This is a genomic window from Marinomonas sp. SBI8L, from assembly GCF_001624705.1.
In the GTDB taxonomy this organism is placed as follows: Bacteria; Pseudomonadota; Gammaproteobacteria; order Pseudomonadales; family Marinomonadaceae; genus Marinomonas.
In genome coordinates this window covers 102,523-124,099 of the sequence record NZ_JSEO01000005.1, presented here as the reverse complement: position 1 = coordinate 124,099, position 21,577 = coordinate 102,523, and the positions used below count along the sequence as shown (strand labels likewise).

Genomic DNA, 21,577 nt, shown 5'->3' with positions numbered 1-21,577 from the left:
TTGTTGCTTAATATAAGGGATTCAAATGCCTGATTAGTAAGAGAAATTTAACCGCTTAAAATACGCTTAGCGACCAAAATGACCGAATAATTGGAAACGGGAGCCAGGAGATAAAAGTCTAGCAGTGGTGACAAGTTTATCTTTTGACCAGGTGCGACGCTTAATTTGCAAGCAAGGTTCACTGGCATTGATACCTAATAACTCACACTCAGATGGGGTTGCTATGACAGCTTCAACTAGGTGCTCACCTTCTGTCATTGGGGCTACTTTCATAAGGTAATCGTAAGCCGTATTCAGTTGGAAGTCTTGTTTATCATAGTCTGGCGCTAAACTGGCGTTAACGACCCTTTCTTCTATCTGAATAGGAAGTTCATTCTCAAAGTGCAAAATAGTGGCGCGAAAAATACTGTGATTAGTGCGTACTCCTAGGTTCATCGCCTCTTCCATATTGGCTTTAGCGCGTGTTATTTCAATGAGTTGCGCCTTATGTGTGTGGCCACGGGCAGCGATTTCATCGGCAATGTTATGCACTTCAAATAGTGCTGAATGAGCCTTTTTTTGTGCCACAAAGGTGCCGACACCTTGTTGCCTTACCAGTATGCCTTCGTCCGTGAGTTCACGCAGGGCACGGTTCACTGTCATGCGGCTAACACTCAGCGCTTTTACCATTTCTGATTCAGAGGGAACCCTTTGGTCAGCCTGCCATTCGCCGCTATTAATCTTTTGGCAGATAGCCTGCTTAACTCTGGCATAAATAGGTGCGGGCGAATCTTCGATTGTCTTAGATAAGCTGTCCATCATGCTGGTGGCGGTATCGACCATGTTTAAACCTTAGTAATTGCGTAAAAGCTGTGCGAATGAATATGTTAGCTTGAATTATACCCAGATATTTAAAAACTGGTATAGGGTAAAATTATACTTGTATAGACAAGTTTGTTTCCGCTACACTGAAAACGACTCATAAATTGATGCTGGAGACCCTGATGACACGCCAAGTCTACTTTGCCGAACAGGCTTTATTTCCCCAAGGTTGGAAAACAAATGTCCGAATTGAAGTAGAAAATGGCCTGATTCAGAGCCTAAGTAGTGATGCGAACCCAGAAGGTGCGACTCTGCTTTCTGGTCCCACTTTACCTAGCCTAGCAAACCTTCATTCCCATGCTTTTCAGCGCGCTATGGCGGGTATGGCAGAAGTGAGCTTGAACCCCAATGACAGTTTTTGGAGCTGGCGTGACCTTATGTACAAGATGGTACATAAACTCACCCCTGATGATGTGCGCATTATTGCGACTCAGCTTTATATTGATATGTTGAAGGTAGGTTACACCCAGGTGGCAGAGTTTAATTATTTGCACCATGACCCAAAAGGGCAGACCTATCATCAGTTAAATGAAATGGGATTACAGCTAGCTCGGGCTGGTGATCAAGCAGGGCTTGGTGTCACCCTATTGCCAGTACTTTATAGCCATTCTGGCTTTGGTGGCCAAGCGCCAAATGAAGGTCAAGCCCGTTTTATTAATAGTACAGAGCAGTATTTGGCTTTACATCAAGCAAGCCAAGACTCTCTAGCTGGCCATAAATTGCATAAGATGGGGGTTTGCTTTCACTCTCTTCGTGCCGTGACTCAAGGACAAATTCAAGAGGTGTTGGCCGAATTGGGTCGGGCTTCTAATAAGACAATGCCTATCCATATTCATATTGCTGAGCAGCAAAAAGAAGTGCGAGACAGTATTAATTTTAGTGGCCAGCGCCCTGTGCAGTGGCTTGCTAATGAGATAGGTTTGGATGAGCGTTGGTGTTTAGTACATGCGACTCATCTTGATCAAAATGAAGTAACAGCCATAGCAAAATCTGGCGCTGTAGCTGGCTTATGTCCAACAACAGAAGCCAATTTAGGTGATGGTATTTTCCCTGGGGTGGACTATATCGCTCAAGGTGGACGTTGGGGTATAGGTTCAGATAGCCATGTTAGCCTCTCTTTAGTGGAAGAGCTGAGAACATTGGAATATAGCCAACGCTTTAGAGACGAGCAGCGTAATCGTCTTTATAAAGAGGGTGAGCACCATGTGGGGGATTACCTGTTTCAAGCGGCTAGACAAGGGGGTAATCAAGCTTGTCAGGTAAATTTAGGGCTAGAAATAGGCAATAGAGCAGACTTTATGGTGTTGGATAATCGCCATCCTTTTATTTCAGCAAGTAAGAATGAAGACCTGCTTAATCGCTGGTTATTTGCTACTAATGAGAACCTGATTCGTCATGTGTATGTGGCGGGTAATCAGGTCATCAATGATTTTAAACATCAGGCTGAAGCCCAATCAAACCTTGAATTTACCGCCTTGTTAAAACGACTTTTTAACTAAATAGGCGTTAAATAGGAACTCATTTATGTCTCAAGAAACATTGATTATTCAGGCGCAATTTCACCGTATGCCTTGGAAAAATGGCAAGGGTGAAACCTTAGAGCTGCTTAAGCTTGAAGATGAGAAAGGCGTGAAATTTCGTATTAGTCAGGCGGCTGTCTCTGACTCGGGTGTATTTTCGGACTTCTCAGGTTTAGAGCGTCATCTAGTCTTGATAGCAGGTAAGGGAATGCGTTTAGAGCATCAATCAGAGCAAGGCCATGTGACCCATGATGACTTATTGCATGATTTGGATATAGCGACTTTTTATGGTGGTGATATGACTACCTCAGAGTTGCTCGATGGGCCTATTGAAGACTTAAACATCATGGTGCGACGCTCTGATACCAAAGCACTTGTTCAGGCTTTATATGCCCCATGTGATGCTTTGAGTAAGCCCGGCCAACAAACTTATTTTTATGCGAATCAGGTATCGAATATCTCAGTCGATCAAGGGGCGAAAGATTTGATTATGCCTAAGGATAGTTTCTTGATTATGGATAAGAACACGCGTTACCACTTGCGCAAAGGTGAAGGTGTGCTGATCGAAATTAGCGATCTTTGATATCCCTTGCTGATGGCTATTGTGATTAGACTGTTGCGGTTAAAGCATTGTAATGAGGGAAAGATAAATAGAAAGCCCATTAAGGGCCTTCTATTTAGAGAAAAGATGAAAATATCAGTAAGAGTAATCTAGGTTTTCAGACACCGCTTGAATGGCTTTTTCCTGTAGCCAACTGGGATGATTAATAAAAGCGGCTAACGCTTCTTCGGTGAGCGGCTTGCTGAATAAGTAACCTTGGCAAAGATCACAGCCCATGTTTTTAAGCACCTGCGCTTGTTCTGCTGTTTCTACCCCTTCCGCCACAGATCTCACATTTAAGACCTTGGACATTTGTAGAATTAGGCGTGCGATTTCCACATCATTGTTATTCTCTGGCATATCTTGCACAAAGGATTTATCAATTTTTAAGGTGCTTACGGGCAAGGTCTTCAGGGATGAGAGAGAAGATTGGCCAGTGCCAAAGTCATCGATAGAGATAGACACTCCGAACTCTTTTAACTGAGTAAGTTGCTTAAGCCCATCTTTTGATAAGTTCATGATGGCACTTTCCGTAACCTCAATTTCTATCCATTGAGGCTTACACTTAGTTTGTTGCAGAATCTCTTTAACTGTCTCAAACATGTTTTGTCGTGCGATTTGAATGCGCGAGACATTGACCGCAATTCTTTGTATCTGACAACTTCTTTGCTGCCATTGCACCATGGTGCGACAGGCCGTTTCTAATACCCAGTTACCTATGTTGAGAATGCCGCCAGTTTCTTCTGCGATAGGAATGAACTTGTCTGGTGAAACCTGCCCAAGCTTAGGTGTTTGCCAACGTAGAAGGGCTTCTACCTTCACAAACTTCTGTTGTCTAAAGTCATAGATTGGCTGGTAAGCCAAGGTCATTTCTTTATATTCGAGAGCCTTAGCTAGGTGACTCTCAATTGTCAGTCTTTCTTGTGCTTGTATTGTCAAAGCACTGGCATAAAATTTATGCATAGCACGGCCCGCTTCTTTGGCGCTGTATAGGGCGGTGTCTGCATGCTGGAATAATAGCTCTGAGCTGGTGCCATCTTGTGGATAAAGGCTGACACCAATACTGGCGCAAGTCATGATTTCTTTGCCATCTAGGTAAACCATTTCTTGGATCTTTTGATTGAGCAGATCTAGTCTGGTCCCTAGGGCTTCCAAGCCATCACTTGGGTCTAGGATTAAGATAAATTCATCACCGCCAATTCGAGCGACAACTTCATTTTCTTCTAGTTGGTTATACATGCGTCTGGCAATAACCCTTAGTAGCTTGTCGCCAAACATATGACCTAAGGTGTCGTTGATATTTTTGAATCTATCTAGGTCTAAAAAGGCGACGGCAAGCTGTTTTTCGTTCTTTCTTGCTTGGCTGATCATGCCGGAAAGTTTTTGAGTTAAGAAGGTTCTGTTTGGCAGGCCGGTTAAGGAGTCGTGATGAGCCAAATGTTGTAATTTACTTTGAGAACGTTTTAGCTTGCTAATGTCTGAGAAAGAGGCAACAAAGTGGCTGATTTGCCCCATTTCGTCTAATACACTGGTCGCTATGACCCAGCCAGGCTGAGATTGCTGGGTTAAGGTAATGTATTCCATTTCACCTTGCCACTTACCGACATTCTTCAGATCGATACTCATATTGCGATAGGCTTTATAGGAAGAGTTTGCTAGCACTTTACGAAAGCTGCTGCCTATCAGTTGTTCTGCACTAAAGCCCGTCATGCTAATGAGTGCTGGGTTAACCGTTAAAATCCGTCCCCGTTTGCTAACAATGACCATGCCTTCAGAGGACTGTTTAAAAAAGGTCGCTAATAGTCTGTTTTCTTCTTGTTGTTTATAGGATTGAGAAATATCCCTCGCAATGCTGATAATGCCAGTGAGTACGCCCTTATTATTGTAAAAAGGGGTTTTGATAATATCCAAAATAGCACTGTCACCTTGTTCAAGCGCTATATATTCGGTGCAGCGTAATTCCTTGCCTGTTTGTACTACCTTGCTATCCATAGGGTGGAACAAGGAGATAATCTTGTTTTCAAATAGGTCATGGTCTGTATGGCCGATTAACTTACTCTTTGATAGTTGTACAAAGTTCTCAAATGCTGAATTGGAAACCTGGTAACGGTAGTCTTTATCTTTATAAACAATATGATCTGGGATGGTATTTATGATGCCAGCTAGTAGGGCCTTTTCCTGTAGCAAGTCTGCCTCTGCTTGGGTGCGTCGACGTACCTGTAAGGTAAGATAGGTAACAGCAACGATTAGACAAATCACAATAATGCTGATGAGTAAGATAATGACCCAAAGATTATTAAGTAAAGACTTTGTTGGGTTGATAAAGCTGGTGTCCGCAGGTAATTGAGATAACTCTATTTGGTGTTTATCGAGCTGTTTTAAATCAAATTCGTTGCTATTAGGGCTGTTATAAATAATAGGGAGTAAGGACAGGCTGTTACCCTCTAAGATGACTTTTGCATAATCGGCAGCAGCTTGGGCATGCTTGGCCGGATTAATCATATGCCCGCCTAAAATCCCTTTACCTAGCCCATGTGACCAAAAGGTGATGATGGGAGAGTCACTGTTATCAATAATGCTGTTTAAGCCCTGAAAATAGCTTTTTCTTTCACCATTTTTATCAACAAAGACTGAGACTAAAACAATGGGTTCATTTTCGGGTAATAAGGCGAGGCTTTGTTCGAATTGTTTCCAGTTTAGGTCTTCAAGTGATATTAGATTTAAGTGTTTGTCTAGGTTGAGTGAACTGGCCGCTTTTATTAGTTGTTTGGTATTGGCACGGCTACTTGTCGAAGCATCGTTTATCAGGTGTATGGTATTACTATCAGGGAATAAACCTTGAGCATAAAGTAGGTTTTCTTTAAATGAAGGCGCTTCGTAAAAGCCCGTAAAGAAGGTTTGATCTTTCGCCCAATTGAGCTTGCTAACATCATTTACTCCCATAAAAACAACAGGGATATCTTGATATAGGCTGGTGTGGTTCTTTCTCACAAAGTCTAAGGCATTGTCATCGACACTAATGATAAGGTCGATTTTTTCATTTGAGAGCGCTTGTTTTTTAGATAAGAAATCTCCCATTAAAGCCTGATAATCGTGAGACCAATTGTTCTTACTGTTTAAATATTCGTAGCTGAGATTATGTTGGCTTAAAGATTGGCTAAAGGCTTTAGTAATACTAGGGTACGAAGGGAAATCTGTAGAGTAAGATAAAATAATGAGAATATTTTTAGCTCGAGTATTCGCATGGGTTGAAAAGCTTAAGAGTAATATTAGGCAAACCGTAAAATATTTAAAATATCTACTTATTAGATGCAAAATGAAATTCTCTTAGTTAATGTGTCGCCAAATACTAGGAGGAGTGAGCTATTTACCTTCCTAAACATAAGTTGAAATGCTTTAAATTAGAGGCCTTGAGCCTTTTATTAACCAACAAAGATACTGTATTTTGCGAGTTTAGGCAAAAATCATATACATTCAATTACTGTAAATTAACCTAAAGTTACATAGTCTGTGATTTAGATCTGACTTTCTCTAAAAAATGGTGAAAATGCAGGCTGTTGTGTTCACGTCTTGTTACAAAGCTGGAGATCAATGGGAGGCTTGAATTAAATGTCTTTTTGTTGATTTTTACGGATGTGATGGGGCGAAAATATAGAGTTAACTGAGTTATATTCAATAAAAAGCCCACGAGAAAATATCAAGTGGGCTTAATTTTTATCTTAATTGTCTTACTTAGTGGTTAGATTTAAACTCACTAACAAGCTTTTCAAGATCTGTTGCCAATACGGTTAGCTGCTCTGCGGTTTCTTCAACATTCTCAGATAGGCCTTTAGCATTGGTCGCTCCGTCATGAATATCAATGATATTACGGTTGATCTCTTCACCTACTAGGTGTTGTTCTTCTGCCGATGCTGCAATCTGAGTTGTCATATCACGTATGGTAACGACAGATTCCATGATGGCTTCAAACACAGTGTTGGTTTTTTGAGTCGATTCAACTGTCTCGGATGCATGGTTAATACTGGCAGATAGTTTGCCCGCCACATTTTCAGTTTGGCCTCGAAGGCGACTCAACAAACGATCAATCTCTTCGGTTGATTCTGCTGTACGGCCTGCTAAGGTTCTTACTTCATCGGCTACCACGGCAAATCCACGACCTTGTTCACCGGCGCGCGCTGCCTCAATGGCGGCGTTAAGAGCAAGTAAGTTAGTCTGCTCTGCAATGCCACGAATAGTATCCAAAATAGTGGTAATGTTTTGCGACTCTTCTGACAGAACTGTCATCGCAGAGTTAGATTCGTTCAAAGCGGTTTCTAAGTGGCCAACTGAATCCACCGTTTTCTGGATAAGCTGATTACCTTCTTGAACATGCTTTTGGCTAGTATCCGCAGCCGCTGCAGCTTGAGTACAGTTAGTTGCAACTTCGTTTGCGGTAGCTACCATCTCGTTAAAGGCGGTCGATACCATATCTGTTGCACTTACTTGATGTGTCACCACATCATGCAATTGAGTTGAAAGGTCACGAGATTGTTGTGCAATATCTTTAACCCCTTGGCTTGAGTTCTTAATCTTGCCAACCAAGATGCTGATGGATTCCACAAAGCGGTTAAAGGCATTAGCCATGTGGCCAGACTCATCTTGAGATTCAATATCAAGACGGCGGGTAAGATCCCCTTCACCAGAAGCAATATCTTCTAAGCCATTAGTAATGATGGCCATAGGTTTAGCAACAACGGCAACAATGGCATAACCAATAAGGGTAAAGATAATCGCCATCACGATGGCAATCATAATAATGTATTGGGTTAGGCTGTTGGCACTTGCATACACTTCGCTTGCTGGTACCAGACCAATAAACTTCCAGCCTAAAGCAGGTGACTCATATTTATTGGCAAACCAAGTCTCGCCTTCAAACTCAACATGAGAAAGGCCGTATGCATTGTCAGCAAGGGTTTTATGGGAAGCGCTAACTTCAGTCAGCTCTTTAAAGTTGTTCTCTGGGTTTGAAGGGTCAGCAAGTACCTTACCTGTGTCTTCAATCAGCATGACATAGCCTTCTTGACCAAACTTAACGGACTTGACCATGTCAGTTAGTTTGCCAAGAGTTACGTCCACACCAATAGCGCCAAAAGCACCGTTTTTGCCTTCGAATCTAACGAGATAATCCTGTAAAGGCGTATTAGTTTGAAGGTCGGCATAAGCTGGCACGCGAACAGGGGTGTTAGAGTTTACAGATACTTGATACCAAGGGCGTACTCTTGGGTCATAATCTTCTCCATTGGTACCAATTGGCCATTGGATATAACCACCATGCCCCATACCTAAATAAACATAAGCAAGATCAGGATGAGATTCACCAAACTCTTTCATCATTTGATAAGCGGCTTGTTCCACTTCTGAATTTTGATCTGGTGTCATCATGCCAGAAGGTTTGCCCATATAAGTGGCCACACTAGTATCGAGGTTACGTATGGTTTCACTGTTAGCGAGATAGCTGGCGTCTTCTGCTAGGCCATTTAAATAAAGACTAAAAGCCGTATCTATATGGGCAATTTCAGCTTGGCTATTGTTTTGAAATGTTTCAAGTGCATTATCTCTAACATTATTAATTACAAGCGCAGAAATAATGGTAACAGGTAATAAAACACTGGCAATGAGGGCAATTAAAAATCGCGTTTTAATAGTCATTGGGTCTCCAGGGACAGGTAAAAATGTAATTGTTTTTTAATGGGTAATTTCAAAGTGACTATATTAGTTAACCATTGCAAAACAAATCTTAATTAAGTAACTAATTGTTTTTTAGTTACCGGTTTTAGTAACAAAAAAATAGGCTATAAACTCTGTTATTGATTGATTTCATTGGCTTAGTGCGAGATTCAGTTTCTTTGCTGAAAAACGCACCAAAATGTAACAATATTCTCTGTGTTATAAAGAATAATAGTCCAACTTAGCTTAAATTTTTCTTAAACTTGTAAGCTAATGTATTTTCTTAAAATACAAAAAAAGGTTAGGTCTAATTAAAGAGCCTAACCTTTTGTGAGATTTACATTAGCTTTAGCTTGGTAAGAATTCTTTACCCCAACCTAAACCTGCAATTTTACGTTCCAACATAGATTCAATTTCGTCTGCTTTATAACCTAAATCAGCCAATACTTCTCTGGTTGAATGACCAAAAGCCTCAGTCGGTGTTGCCGCCAAGATTTTTGACTCAGTCGGACGGATTGAGTACTGATCAATTTGAGTGATGCAATGACCACTTGGGTGATCTGGGTAGATAGAAAAAGCAAAGCTTCCTTTATCTGTTCCTACTTTATTGTCTGCTACGCGGCTATTGTCTTCTCTTAAGTTTTCGATCGCCATAGGCTCAGCAGCGGCAATGTCTGCTTTGATGAAAACATCGACCCAGTAAGAGGTTGGTGCTTTTACTAGGCTTTGTTTGATGAAGTCAGCTTTATCTTGGCTTTGGATAATGCCTTCTAGTCCTTCAATTTGATTAAGTTTCTCTATTTCACCTTGGTTTGAATCAAGGAAAATCCAGCCATTACTGGTTTGATAGAAATGAGATAAAGCATTGTTACCGAGTGCTTCACGACCTGATGGTTCATCAAACTCACCGCGACCTTCATAATCAAAAGCAAATGGAATTTGTGCCAAGTTAGTCACAGCAGAAAGAGATGTTCTTGAACGACTGACTTTACCTGTCCTTTGTTTATGGAAAAGGGAGACAGCCATGCCTAGCGCAGCAGCAAAACCACAGTTTACATCCAGTGTACCTAGGTGAGCGTGTTCTTCCGGTGTTTCAGGACGACCGAAGCGACTCATAATGCCACTGTTTGCTTGAATGATGTCATCATAGCCAATGTAATTCTTTTTGCTTCCTGTGCGTGGAGCACCAAAACAATCAAGACGGCAGAAAAGAACGTCTGGATTAATGGCTAGAAGTGTTTCTTGGTCTAAACCTAGCGGTATCATTTGGCGCTCAGGTGCGTTAATTACCACCATATCGACATTTTTAACTAGCTGTTCGAAGATGCTTCTGCCTTCATCCGTTATGATATCAACTAAAGCACTTTGTTTACCAACCCCTGTTTGGAAGGTGAAAAGTGTGCCGATTAATGGGTCATACAAAGGTGTAACTGGGTCAAGTTTGGTGATAGTAGCACCAAAACGCGCTAAGAAAGCTGTAGAGTGTGGGCCTGCGATGACGTTAGTTAAATCCAGAATACGCAGGTCTTTTAGCCAACCTTCACCTGTTGCCGCTTGAATGTCTTGCCCTTGTGGACGCGTTGATTCGTATTCTTGTGCGCACTGTGTTAGTTCTGCAAGTGCGTCTGTATAAGAGACGTCTTTTCTTGGTCTTGGTGTCAGCATGGCTTCGGCTTCGTTTTCTAACCAAGCAATAGGGCCTGGTTGTTTCATGGTGCCGAATTCTGGATCATTTACTTCAACAATAAGACCGGATTCGTTTGAGTATTCGCTGTTTACCCACTCTTTTGTGGTGCGGTGTGGTGCGCCAGGGATCTGCCCTTCACCAAAGATAACACCCCATTCGTCAGAGGTTTTCTGCAAGAAGGCTTTTTTCATCTTCTCAGAAATAATATCTGCCCATTTTTTAGGAAGTGGATAGACACCAATAGAGGTTTCGCCTTCCCATTCTGCTAATGGCATATGTAGATCTTTAACGTCAGGTAGGCCTTCAGCCATTAGCTCGTCATAGATTCCTAATGCTTGTAGTGCACGCTTGGCGTGATTGCGGTGAGACGGGCAAACGCAGTAGAACATACGGCCATCGGCACAGACATAAGTACGGTAGAAAGGGTCTAAATATTCTTGTAGATCTTCGTAGCTAAGATCCATTTCGATATTGTTTTCTTTACGGTGCTCTATCTCTAATTCACGCATAGTTTTGTAGCGTTCTGGTAGCTGATCTATCACGTAAGAATTGTAAGATAGACCTTCCATTAGCGCGGCTGCCACTGGTACTTCGATTTGATCACCACGGCCCGTTTTTTCACGTTCAAAAAGTGCGAGTACAACAGAGCTTGCAGCAAGGGATGTTGCGTAAGAAGAGCCTAGTGGTAAAGGTGAAAAGCTTGGGTTAACCCCCATAAGAACACGGTTGAAGCCCATATCTGTGTAGGCTCCTGAGGTTGCAGCAACCACGGCTTCAGTGGCTTTCCAGTCACGACGTAGTTCGTCATTGCTGGCAAAACCTGGAATAGAAAGGGTAATTAAATCTGGTCTTTGTTGACGTAGTGCAGCGAAGTCTACACCTAGCTTTTTCATAACGTCAGGGCGGAAGCTTTCAATCACCACATCAACGTTAGCAATCAAATTTAGTGCTTGCTCAAGGCCTTCTTCTGTTTTGAGATCTAGGCGTAAGTAAGACTTGTTACGATTTAAAATGGCGTTAGCTGGATGTTGCCAGCTAGGCCCTTGTGGTGGATCGATGCGAACGACAGTCGCACCTAAATCCGCTAATACCATGGCGACAGCAGGCCCAGCAATTTGTTGTCCGAAGTCAGCAACTCGAACACCCGCCAAAGGCAATTGATTATTTTTGTTCATATCAACTTTTCCTAATTAACCTAGTTCCAGCACGTCCAAGTTCGTGTGTTGGGGCTGGAATCATTTGTTTTTGTTATACCGGTGATGCCGGTCGTATTTAGGTTTTACGATGCCAATTGCAGAGATGGGCGTGCCCAGAGCATCGTTGAAGGGCATGTTAGGAGTGAATTAATTAGCGAACCAGCAATAAAAAAATGACCTGAGATATCATTTTTTTTATGGCTAGGTGAATTTTTCTACTAATAGAGGGCGTAAGTTACTGATTAAAAATCGAGCTATAAATTTTTTGGGGTCTTAGCATGTTTTTTTATTGCTTCTCAGTTTCGTGAGGATTCATAACAATGACTTCCGAATCAATTTACAGCATGACTTCACTGTCGAAAAAGCCGCTTAGGTTTAGGTGAGGGAGTTGTCTTAAAAGATCACAATAAGAACAAGAAGTGAGAATTGAATTATGAATAATAAGAGTAAAACCAATCTCATCCTATCCCAGTCATATTGGGAGCTGATGATGGATATCAGGTTAACGCAGGGACTCGCTCGCAAAAATGGGGGTCAAACCCTATGAATACTAAATCATATGTATTACCTAAGGCTGGATTGTTTGCGGGTGCTCACCCAATAATGGCAGTCGGCTCAGCTATTCTTGTAATGGCATTTGTACTTTTCACCGTTATAGATCCTGAAAATGCGAGCTCAATCTACTCTGCCGCTAAGGGTTTTATTGCTTCTGAACTTGCTTGGTACTATATCGGTCTGATTAGTTTCTTCTTATTCTTTGCGGTATGGCTGACTTTCAGCCGATATGGGGATATCCGCCTAGGTAAGGATACAGACAGACCTGAGTTTACTAATTTTGCTTGGTTCTCCATGTTATTTGGCGCTGGTATTGGTATCGGTATTCTATTCTGGAGTATCGCTGAGCCTATTTACCATTTCCAAAGCAACCCACTTATTAATGAAGCGCAGCAACAAACGGTTGAAGCGGCGCAAGTGGCAATGCGTATCTCTATTTTCCACTGGGGATTACATGGTTGGGGCTTGTTTGCTGTTATCGGTTTGATCTTAGCTTACTTCTCTTATCGTAAAGGTTTGCCGCTTTCTATTCGTTCAAGCTTGTACCCAATTTTTGGCGATCGTATCTATGGTCCGATTGGTCACGCGGCGGATTTACTAGCCGTTTTCGGTACAGTATTTGGTATTGCAACTTCTCTAGGTCTAGGTGCGCAACAGATGAATGCTGGCCTTTCTTATCTAGTGGGCATTGATATCTCAACGTCAAATCAAATCATCTTGATTGCTGTGCTTTCTATTATTGCTACTGCATCTGTTTTGACAGGTTTGAATAAAGGGATTCGTATTTTAAGCGAATTGAACATGCACCTTACTATCTTGGTGCTTGTGTTATTTATCATCTTTGGCCCTACCGCCTATGTACTGGGTGCTTTCTTTACTAATGTGGGTGATTACCTTTTCCACGCGGTTGAACTAGGTTTATGGGTAGATCCTGATCCAGAAGGTCAATGGCAAGGTTGGTGGACTATCTTCTATTGGGGATGGTGGATTGCTTGGGCGCCTTTCTGTGGTGTCTTCATCGCACGTATCTCTAAAGGTCGTACTATTCGTGAATTCGTACTAGGTGTTTTGGTTGCACCAACTGCACTGGCTGCATTTTGGATCACCATCTTTGGTAATACCGCTATGTTCATCGAGTTGTTTGGCGCAGGTGGTATCACAGAAGCGGTAAATGCAGATACAACTATGGCTCTATTTACCACCATTGAAGCAATGGATGCGGGCAGCTTTATTACGCTGGCGATTTCGGGCATTTGTACTCTGATGTTGATTACCTATTTTGTCACATCTGCTGACTCTGCCACCTTGGTAATTTGTACTCTGATCTCTATGGGTGATGAGCAACCACCAGCTAAATATCGTGTCTTCTGGGGCTTTGCTATTGGTGCTGTTGCAGCGGTTCTACTTTATGCCGGTGGTTTAAAAGCTTTGCAAACGGCCTCTATTGTGGCGGCATTGCCTTTCTCCTTTATCGTGATTTTGGCCACTTACGGCTTGATAAAGTCATTGAGAGCAGAAGCACTTCCAGGCAAAGAACTGAAATATACACCTCGTGCTAAAAGCGCTGAATAACGACGCTTAGTTAGATTGAGCTAGCTTGACCCTGATGAAGGCAAAGGCTAGCGAATAAAGAAATACGTTAATCATATTAGTGGTCCATAAGGTTTTAATTGTTAAGGAGACGATATGTCTACTCAAATTATTCTTCCGCGCATGTTACAAGTTGGCGAAAATGCGAGTCATGCTACGCCAAATATTTTGGCAAGTTTAGGCTGTCGTCATCCTTTAATCATCACAGATAAGATGATGGTGCAATTAGGCTATGCTGAAAAAATTCAGGCTGTTTTGGCTGAACAAGATATGCAAGCTGACATCTTCGATGACACTGTACCTGAGCCAACCGTTGCTTCTATTCAAGCAGGTGTTAAGCGCATCCAAGAGGGTGACTACGACAGTATTATTGCTCTCGGTGGCGGTAGCCCAATTGATAGCGCTAAAGCTATGAGTATTCTGGGTAAGTTTGGTGGCGAGATGCGTGACTATAAGTTTCCACGTGTAGTGACTGAATCTGGATTACCTATCGTAGCGATTCCGACGACAGCAGGTACGGGTTCTGAAGTGACTAAAGTCACCATCATCACTGATGAGAAAACAGACGAGAAAATGCTCTGCATGGGAATAGGTTTTATGCCTGTTGCTGCCTTGGTTGATTACACATTAACGCTATCTTTACCTGCTCGTATCACAGCGGATACAGGTATAGATGCGCTTACTCACGCGATGGAAGCTTATGTGAGTAAAAAAGCCAGCTTATACAGTGACTCGCAAGCGCTTGAGGCGATGCGTTTAATCGCGCCTAACTTACGTCGTGTTTATCATGATGGTGGTGATAAAAAGGCCCGTGAAGAAATAATGTTAGGTTCGACTCTTGCCGGTGTTGCTTTCTCGAATGCTTCGGTTGCGCTTGTTCATGGTATGAGTCGCCCAATTGGTGCTGCTTTCCATGTTCCTCATGGATTATCTAATGCCATGCTACTACCAACTGTGACTGAATACTCGATTCCTGCTGCGGTTGAACGTTATGCTCAATGTTCTCGTGCTATGGGTGTTGCGACTGAGCAAGATGATGATGTGACAGCAAACAAAAAGTTGTTAGCTGAGCTAAGAGCGTTAAATGATGAGCTTAAAGTGCCAACACCAGAGCAATTTGGTATCGATAGGGAAGAGTTCATGGGTCTATTAGAGACTATGGCAGATCAAGCGCTGGCTTCTGGCTCACCAAACAATAACCCAAGAGTGCCAAGTGCAGATGAAGTGATTGAGCTTTATAAGCAACTTTGGTGGTAAGCCTTTAGGCGATATAAGTTTTAAAAGTTAATGCTATTGGCCCTATGCCAAACCCTCGGCATAGGGTGTTTTTTATTCTAACAAGGTGTGAAAACAAAAATTACACCGACATTTTGGTTTGAGGAAAAAGCAATGAACACAGTTGGTCAGTTGATTAATGGTAACCTTTTTGTAGAAGGTACTCGCCAGCAAGCAGTATATAACCCATCTACTGGTGAAGTGAGCAAGCAGGTTGACCTTGCTTCTAAAGCAACAGTAGAAGAAGCTATCGCAACAGCAGAAGCGGCTTTTCCAGCTTGGCGCAATACGCCACCGATTAAACGTGCGCGCATCATGTTTAAGTTCAAGGCCCTACTAGAAGAGCACGCTGAGACTATCTGCAGAATGATAGGTGAAGAGCATGGCAAGATCAGCCATGATGCAGCTGGTGAATTGCAACGTGGTATTGAAAACGTTGAATACGCTTGTGGCGCACCAGAATTACTAAAAGGTGAACACAGTAAAAATGTGGGCCCTAACATAGATTCTTGGAGTGAGTTCCAACCGCTAGGTGTCGTTGCGGGTATCACCCCATTCAACTTCCCAGCTATGGTGCCATTATGGATGTTCCCTATGGCGCTGGTTTGCGGTAACTGCTTTATTCTTAAGCCGTCTGAGCGTGATCCAAGTTCGACTCTGTTTATCGCGCAATTGCTACAAGAAGCTGGCTTGCCAGATGGCGTTATGAACGTAGTAAATGGTGATAAAGAAGCGGTCGATACCTTGTTGCATGATGACCGTATTAAAGCGGTAAGCTTTGTGGGTTCTACACCGATTGCTGAATACATTTATGCAACAGCTAATGCCAATGGTAAACGTTGCCAAGCACTAGGTGGCGCTAAAAACCACGCAATTGTAATGCCTGATGCAGACATGGATAACGCAGTTAACCAACTTGTTGGTGCAGCATTTGGCTCTTCTGGTGAACGTTGTATGGCGCTTTCTGTTGCTGTTGCCGTAGGTGATGCTGCTGCAGATGCCTTGGTTGAGAAGATGCAAGCGGCGATGAAAGGCCTAAAAGTGGGTGCTTTCTCTGATGCTAACAACGACTTTGGCCCTGTGATCACTCAAGCTCATAAAGAGAAGGTTGTTGGTTATATCAATAGTGCACAAGAGCAAGGTGCTAAATTAGTCGTTGATGGTCGTGATCCTCAAGTGGCTGGTTATGAAAACGGTTTCTTTGTTGGCGGTACTTTGATCGACAATGTCACTCCTGAGATGCAAAGCTATCAAGAAGAGATTTTTGGCCCTGTATTACAAGTTGTCCGTGTTGATAGCATGCAAGCGGCGATGGATTTAATTGACGCTCATGAATACGGTAATGGTACTTGTATCTTTACCCGTGATGGTGAAGCAGCACGTTACTTCTCTGATAATATCCAAGTGGGCATGGTGGGTATTAACGTACCGCTACCTGTACCTGTTGCTTACCATAGTTTTGGTGGTTGGAAGCGTTCTTTGTTTGGTGATCTACATGCTTATGGTCCTGATGCAGTTCGTTTTTACACTAAACGTAAGACAGTGACACAGCGTTGGCCTTCTGCTGGTATTAGGGAAGGTGTTGAGTTCTCTATGCCAACAATGAAATAAGCTTTTTATTAAGCATTGAAGCTAATTTTGCTAATTAGCTTCCTAAGCCATGACTCTTGAAACAAGAGTTGTGGCTTTTGTTTTTATGACAAAATAATATCGACAATAAAAATATACTAGTATCAATATGATAGGGAAATTTTGACAGACGGACTTGAGGCATAAAAGGATGTTTGTCGGATTTTGAAATGTGTTACTGGTAACTATGTTGAGTTTAAAAACATGAAAAAAAGATTACCGCCACTGAATTGGCTACGTTCATTCGAAGCATCCGCACGACACCTGAATTTTACTCAGGCTGCCCATGAGTTAAACCTAACCCAAGCTGCAATTAGTCAGCAGGTGAAAGGATTAGAATCTCAACTTGGTACCAGTTTATTTAAACGCTTGCCCAGAGGGTTGGCTTTGACTGACGCTGGTCTTGCTTATATGCCAGCGGTACATGAAGCCATTGGCCGTTTAGCTGCCGCAACCGATGAGTTATTTGGTAAAGGTCAAAGTCGCCAGTTAACTGTGCGAGTTAATCTTGTGTTTTTTACTACCTGGCTAGCTCCAAGATTGTCACGTTTTTATGAACAATACCCAGATATTAAAATTCGCTTTACCAGTAATATTTGGCTAGATGAAAAAAATAAAGATACTGACCTAGATATACGTTATGGACATGGTGTTTGGCCCGGACTTAAGTCAGACAGATTGACTTGGGATGAGCTTTTCCCTGTGTGTAGCCCAGACTTTATTAAGGTCGATGACGAACCTGCCCCAATTGATTTATTAGCAGAGAAAACCCTATTGCATGTCATTGGATATGAAGAAGGTTGGGGCTATTGGTTAGACCAAACTGGTGCTTATTATGGTGATGCCAGTGATGGTATTCAGTTTGATACCTTAATCTCTGCATTAGAAATGGCAGTATTGGGCCAAGGTATCGCTTTAGGCAGAACCTCTCTTGTTGCTGATATGATTGCCAGTGGCAAATTGATCGCGCCTTTCGAAGAGAAAATAGAAACCTCGGAAGCTTTCTTTCTCACTTCATCCATACATCAATATTTACATCCAAGTGCTGAAATCTTTAGTCAGTGGATTTTACAAGAGTCACAAGCCCAGTTTTACCCGGAACTCTAGCCTTTAGATTCAATAAAAAACACCCCATGTATTGCATAGGTACATGGGGTGTTTTTAATCTTATGTCTTACATAGCTAGGTTTAATTATTGCTAATAAAGTCTAGTCTAGCGTTTAGTCAAGACTGGCAAAGGCTTCGCGACTTAAGTTGCGTGTACTTGTTTTACCTATGACTAAATTATCCTCTATACGAATGCCACCGAAAGGTTTCAGGCTTTCGATCAGTTCAAGATCACAACCATGGTCTTCAACCTCAGCAATCATTTTTTCCAGCAACATAGGAATAAAGTAGAGGCCTGGCTCTATGGTTATCACCATATTTTCTTCCAATACACGGGTTAAGCGTAAGAAAGGAGCCTGTTTAGCGGGTGATTTAATCTTACCTGACTCATTCACCTGATGGCCGCCTAAATCATGCACTTGCAAGCCAAGTAAGTGCCCTAAGCCATGGGGGAAGAAGACCTGCGGAATACGTTTTTCTAACTGCTCTTCCACGCTTAAGCGACAAAGCTTGTGCTCATGTAAAATCTTCGCCACACCTATAACACACTCTTGGTGTAGGTCATTAAAGTCAACGCCTGCAATGGCATGCTCGCATAAGCTAAGTTGTAGGCTTTCCATACTGTCTAGCATGGCTTTAAATAACCCTGTGTCTTGGGTGAAAGTACGAGTGATATCACTGGCATAACCAGATTGGTTAGCACCCGCATCGATTAGAAGGGTATTGCTTTTCTTAATGCTTTGATGAGATTTCACATCATAATGCAGTATGGCTGCATTTTGATTAAGGGCGACAATACCTGGATAAGGTTCATTCACAGAGCCTTGGTTGCTAGCATTCAAATAGTCGTGATAAATCGCTAATTCACTCTTACCCTGAATGAAAGCCTTTTCTGCTGCTTTGTGACCGGCTGCTGCAGTTAAGTTAGCTTGATAAATTGCGTCTATTTCAAAGTCTGTTTTATAGGCTTTTTGATAGTTAATCGCTGCTTCAAGCTCGGCTTGTTGTGAAAACGCTAGATTTATATGGTCTGGTTTTGGGCCAACCCAAGCGTGCTTTTTACCAAGATGTGCCAGAATGTCGTAATCCACTCTCGCTTCTATAGTTTGCCATAAACCGGACCAATCACCTTCAGGTAAGCTGTTATCAGAATGCCAAAAATCATCCCTTTTTGGCCAAAATAATAAGGGCTTATCTTGTTCGTTTATGAGGATGTAAACATCACTGCATAAACTAAATGGTAACCATTGTTGTGCCCCAGAAAAGGGGTGGAAAGTATGACTATAGTCATCTTGGAAGTAGTAGGTTTTGTGACCACTACTGATAATAATTGAGTCAAGGTCGAAGGTTTTCATGACTTTACGATAACGAGTGACAAGTATCTCTAGGTGTTGAGAATAAAGCTTAGGCATGGAATTTCCCTACATAACTGATGTTAACAATAGTTTTGCTATTGCATTGAACAGACTCATTCGTCAATGAGCTGCCAATGTACCTTGTTTGAGTCAACAAGCGAAGGGGTGGGAAAAGAAATCTAGTGGCCTTTATCTATTTGCGACCTTTTTCTTATTTTATTGGTAAGTATAACTCGGTAATAAAATGACTAGGGTCGCTGTTATTATGTGGGCCTGTTTGAAACACTTCAAAATGAGGTCGGCTTTTGTCCCATTTATAGTGATGAATTCGGCTGTGTTTGATTGCCACATGCCAAGCATAAGAGAGTTGCTCGTAAGACCCAGTAAAACGTAGCGAAAAGAAATCCCCATAGTTTCGGACCAATTCAGGGTGACATTCACAAATATCGAGATTCTGAATAGGGATACCAATTTTTCCACAAAAAAAGTTGTGTTCTGGTTCTGCCTGATCATATTGAGCGAAAATCGCACCATTAGGGCAATTGTTTGGACCAAGTTGGGAATGGAGCTCGCTGTAACCAATTTCCATTTGTTCGAAAATTTCAGGTGTTGAGCCAGAAAAAGGACGGGTTACGGCTTCGATAGGAGGTAAGGGTTGAATCCCTAAAAACTCAAATTTAGGCTCATTCATATGACTGAGCTGCCCTGATAAACGAGCAAGGGCAATATCATAATCCTTGTTAAATTGTGTCTGTCTTTTGCCAAGGAAAAAGCTAAATAGATAAGGCAATCTTGTCGTCATTGACCAATGAAGTTGGGTGCCAGATTCGGTTTCTTCAAGTTGGAACTCGATACTGGTGAGAGTTGAGATATAGCGCTTTTGTTTGAGCTCGAAAATGAGCGAATAGGGAGTAACTTGAGAAACTAAGGTTAAAGTACCATGACCTATATAAGGACCATGCCAGATCAAACTTGAACCGACTTCCCCCAACTTGCCTTGATATTTTAGGCTAGGGTCTTGGTCATGATGTAGCCAAGGGCTCCATTGATGCCAGCTTTTGACACTGCGAATACGATCGTACACTTTGTTAATTGGCGCTTTGATAAGTACGGTGCGCTCAACTTGGTAATGCCCTTTTACGGTAATCATATAGATCAAAACTAGGGCGGTAATAATAGCTATTATCCAAATTAGTAACATGCCTGTTTCCTCTAATTGCTAAGATAAAAACTTAACTTTCTTTGGTGTACAACTGTTATCAATTAGTCTGTATAAAAGTTTAGTATATGGGGCCTTACTCTAATGTTGTTTGATAGGGGCAAATTTGTGTCGAAGCGTTACCAGCAAAGGCGATTGCCTAAGAATTAAACAGTTTTGTATTAACTGAGTTGCTGTTCACCTTTTTACGTTACGCTATTCTGAGTAAAAAGGCTAACTTGGTGGCAAATGGGGAGGCTATCTATAAGCTCTCCCACTTCTATATCTTGATAAGGAGTGTATTTAAAGGGCGTTCCCTTGGGAGCCTAGCCGCTTTTATCCGCAGGCTGTGGCGGAGGACTGATTCGTAACCTCCCTAGCCTAAGAGTGCAACGATAATAACGCTTAGAATAATTAAGCTGCCGCCTATCCACTCTTGTTTTGATAAGGCTTCCTTAAAACGGTACTTCGAATAATAAAGTGTGCCTATTACCTCAATTTGCCCCAAGGTTTTCACCAGCGCAGGGTTGATTAAGGAGAATGCGGTAAACCAGCCAATCGAACCTAGGGCACTTAAACAACCCACCTTGTTACTGAGTAGAAAGGCTTTTTTAAAAGGAATAAAGAGGCTTTTAGTTTGGTAAATTTGAATCCCCCACAATAAGACCGATTGCAGAGCGAGTACATAGGCTAAGGTGAAGGCTGCACGAGTAAAGACTGGGCCTTCTAGCATGCTACTGGCATAACCTGCACTGACAGAAGTAAGGGCAAAACAAAAACCTGAGGCGAGCCCTAATAGACTGGCTTTATCTAATAGCTGCATTTTCTTATGACTATGTTTAAAGCTTAAAACTCCGATACCAATAACGCCTATGGCGATGGCTAACCAAGCACCCCAAGAAAGTTTATCACCTAAAAAAGCCGCAGCAAGTAGGGCGGCCAATAAGGCTTCTGTTTTGGCAAACAAGGTACCACTGGTAAAGCTGGCTTGTTTGAAAAGATACAGCATTAAATAGGTTGCTAGGATCTGAGCTAGCGCACCAAGGCCTGCAATTAGGTAAAAAATTTGGCTAATCTCAGTGGTTAAAGGGCCAAAGAGAAAATAGCAAAAGCCGCCATAAACAAGTACAAAAGGAAGGCCGAATAAGGATCTTGCTAAGGTAGCATGTAAGGTGCCTTCTTGCTTTGATAAGGAATTTTGGTAGGCGGTGCGCATCGATTGAAACCAAGCGGCGAGCAGGGTAAACGCTATCCACATAAAGCTGTTTCCTTAATAGAGTTGATTAGAAGCTTGAAC

13 protein-coding genes are annotated in these 21,577 nt (G+C 42.2%); 6 read left to right on the top strand and 7 right to left on the bottom strand.

Annotation, left to right across the window (positions count from 1 at the left end; translation table 11 throughout):
* Positions 1-66 precede the first annotated feature (66 nt).
* The gene (gene hutC, locus OA91_RS08945) at positions 67-822 is read right to left on the bottom strand and encodes a histidine utilization repressor (RefSeq protein WP_046015827.1); all 756 of its coding nucleotides are present in this window, start codon (positions 820-822) and stop codon (positions 67-69) included.
* Positions 823-983: 161 nt separating this feature from the next.
* Between hutC and OA91_RS08940 the strand changes: the two genes are divergently transcribed.
* Both OA91_RS08940 and OA91_RS08935 read left to right on the top strand, forming a co-directional pair.
* Complete coding sequence (locus tag OA91_RS08940; protein WP_063337956.1) at positions 984-2,360, top strand: formimidoylglutamate deiminase; 1,377 nt, start codon at positions 984-986, stop codon at positions 2,358-2,360.
* A gap of 25 nt (positions 2,361-2,385) precedes the next feature.
* A complete protein-coding gene (locus OA91_RS08935; RefSeq protein WP_063337955.1) occupies positions 2,386-2,964 on the top strand; it encodes a HutD/Ves family protein in 579 nt (192 codons plus the stop codon).
* 114 nt (positions 2,965-3,078) lie between these two features.
* On the opposite strand, the gene OA91_RS08930 is transcribed toward OA91_RS08935, so the two are convergent.
* From OA91_RS08930 to OA91_RS08920, 3 genes are all read right to left on the bottom strand, one after another.
* Entirely contained in the window at positions 3,079-6,297 is a 3,219-nt protein-coding gene (locus OA91_RS08930) for an EAL domain-containing protein (RefSeq protein WP_157203813.1), read from the bottom strand.
* 417 nt (positions 6,298-6,714) lie between these two features.
* A complete protein-coding gene (locus OA91_RS08925; RefSeq protein ID WP_063337953.1) occupies positions 6,715-8,670 on the bottom strand; it encodes a methyl-accepting chemotaxis protein in 1,956 nt (651 codons plus the stop codon).
* Positions 8,671-9,036: 366 nt separating this feature from the next.
* Positions 9,037-11,550 (bottom strand): CoA transferase, encoded by a 2,514-nt coding sequence (locus OA91_RS08920; protein ID WP_063337952.1) that lies wholly within the window; start codon positions 11,548-11,550, stop codon positions 9,037-9,039.
* 564 nt (positions 11,551-12,114) lie between these two features.
* Here OA91_RS08920 and OA91_RS08915 point away from each other — a divergent pair.
* From OA91_RS08915 to OA91_RS08900, 4 genes are all read left to right on the top strand, one after another.
* On the top strand, positions 12,115-13,698 hold the full coding sequence (locus OA91_RS08915) for a BCCT family transporter (RefSeq protein WP_063337951.1): 1,584 nt from the start codon (positions 12,115-12,117) through the stop codon (positions 13,696-13,698).
* A gap of 114 nt (positions 13,699-13,812) precedes the next feature.
* Positions 13,813-14,973 (top strand): iron-containing alcohol dehydrogenase, encoded by a 1,161-nt coding sequence (locus OA91_RS08910; protein WP_063337950.1) that lies wholly within the window; start codon positions 13,813-13,815, stop codon positions 14,971-14,973.
* Positions 14,974-15,105: 132 nt separating this feature from the next.
* Positions 15,106-16,602, top strand: coding sequence for a CoA-acylating methylmalonate-semialdehyde dehydrogenase (locus tag OA91_RS08905; RefSeq protein WP_063337949.1), 1,497 nt, complete (start codon positions 15,106-15,108; stop codon positions 16,600-16,602).
* A 222-nt stretch (positions 16,603-16,824) separates the two neighbouring features.
* Positions 16,825-17,727 (top strand): LysR substrate-binding domain-containing protein, encoded by a 903-nt coding sequence (locus tag OA91_RS08900; protein ID WP_046015932.1) that lies wholly within the window; start codon positions 16,825-16,827, stop codon positions 17,725-17,727.
* Between the two features lie 113 nt (positions 17,728-17,840).
* Here OA91_RS08900 and pepQ read toward each other — a convergent pair whose 3' ends face one another.
* From pepQ to OA91_RS08885, 3 genes are all read right to left on the bottom strand, one after another.
* A complete protein-coding gene (gene pepQ / locus OA91_RS08895) occupies positions 17,841-19,139 on the bottom strand; it encodes a Xaa-Pro dipeptidase (RefSeq protein ID WP_063337948.1) in 1,299 nt (432 codons plus the stop codon).
* Positions 19,140-19,293: 154 nt separating this feature from the next.
* Positions 19,294-20,283, bottom strand: coding sequence for an SRPBCC family protein (locus OA91_RS08890; protein WP_063337947.1), 990 nt, complete (start codon positions 20,281-20,283; stop codon positions 19,294-19,296).
* Positions 20,284-20,656: 373 nt separating this feature from the next.
* A complete protein-coding gene (locus OA91_RS08885) occupies positions 20,657-21,538 on the bottom strand; it encodes a DMT family transporter (RefSeq protein ID WP_063337946.1) in 882 nt (293 codons plus the stop codon).
* Positions 21,539-21,577 lie beyond the last annotated feature (39 nt).

What these genes read in the sequence shown, in the direction of transcription:
- hutC (WP_046015827.1), bottom strand. Translation starts at nt 822, where the DNA reads ATGGTCGATACCGCCACCAGCATGATGGACAGCTTATCTAAGACAATC.
- OA91_RS08940 (WP_063337956.1), top strand. Translation starts at nt 984, where the DNA reads ATGACACGCCAAGTCTACTTTGCCGAACAGGCTTTATTTCCCCAAGGT.
- OA91_RS08935 (WP_063337955.1), top strand. Translation starts at nt 2,386, where the DNA reads ATGTCTCAAGAAACATTGATTATTCAGGCGCAATTTCACCGTATGCCT.
- OA91_RS08925 (WP_063337953.1), bottom strand. Translation starts at nt 8,670, where the DNA reads ATGACTATTAAAACGCGATTTTTAATTGCCCTCATTGCCAGTGTTTTA.
- OA91_RS08920 (WP_063337952.1), bottom strand. Translation starts at nt 11,550, where the DNA reads ATGAACAAAAATAATCAATTGCCTTTGGCGGGTGTTCGAGTTGCTGAC.
- OA91_RS08915 (WP_063337951.1), top strand. Translation starts at nt 12,115, where the DNA reads ATGAATACTAAATCATATGTATTACCTAAGGCTGGATTGTTTGCGGGT.
- OA91_RS08910 (WP_063337950.1), top strand. Translation starts at nt 13,813, where the DNA reads ATGTCTACTCAAATTATTCTTCCGCGCATGTTACAAGTTGGCGAAAAT.
- OA91_RS08905 (WP_063337949.1), top strand. Translation starts at nt 15,106, where the DNA reads ATGAACACAGTTGGTCAGTTGATTAATGGTAACCTTTTTGTAGAAGGT.
- OA91_RS08900 (WP_046015932.1), top strand. Translation starts at nt 16,825, where the DNA reads ATGAAAAAAAGATTACCGCCACTGAATTGGCTACGTTCATTCGAAGCA.
- pepQ (WP_063337948.1), bottom strand. Translation starts at nt 19,139, where the DNA reads ATGCCTAAGCTTTATTCTCAACACCTAGAGATACTTGTCACTCGTTAT.
- OA91_RS08890 (WP_063337947.1), bottom strand. Translation starts at nt 20,283, where the DNA reads ATGTTACTAATTTGGATAATAGCTATTATTACCGCCCTAGTTTTGATC.
- OA91_RS08885 (WP_063337946.1), bottom strand. Translation starts at nt 21,538, where the DNA reads ATGTGGATAGCGTTTACCCTGCTCGCCGCTTGGTTTCAATCGATGCGC.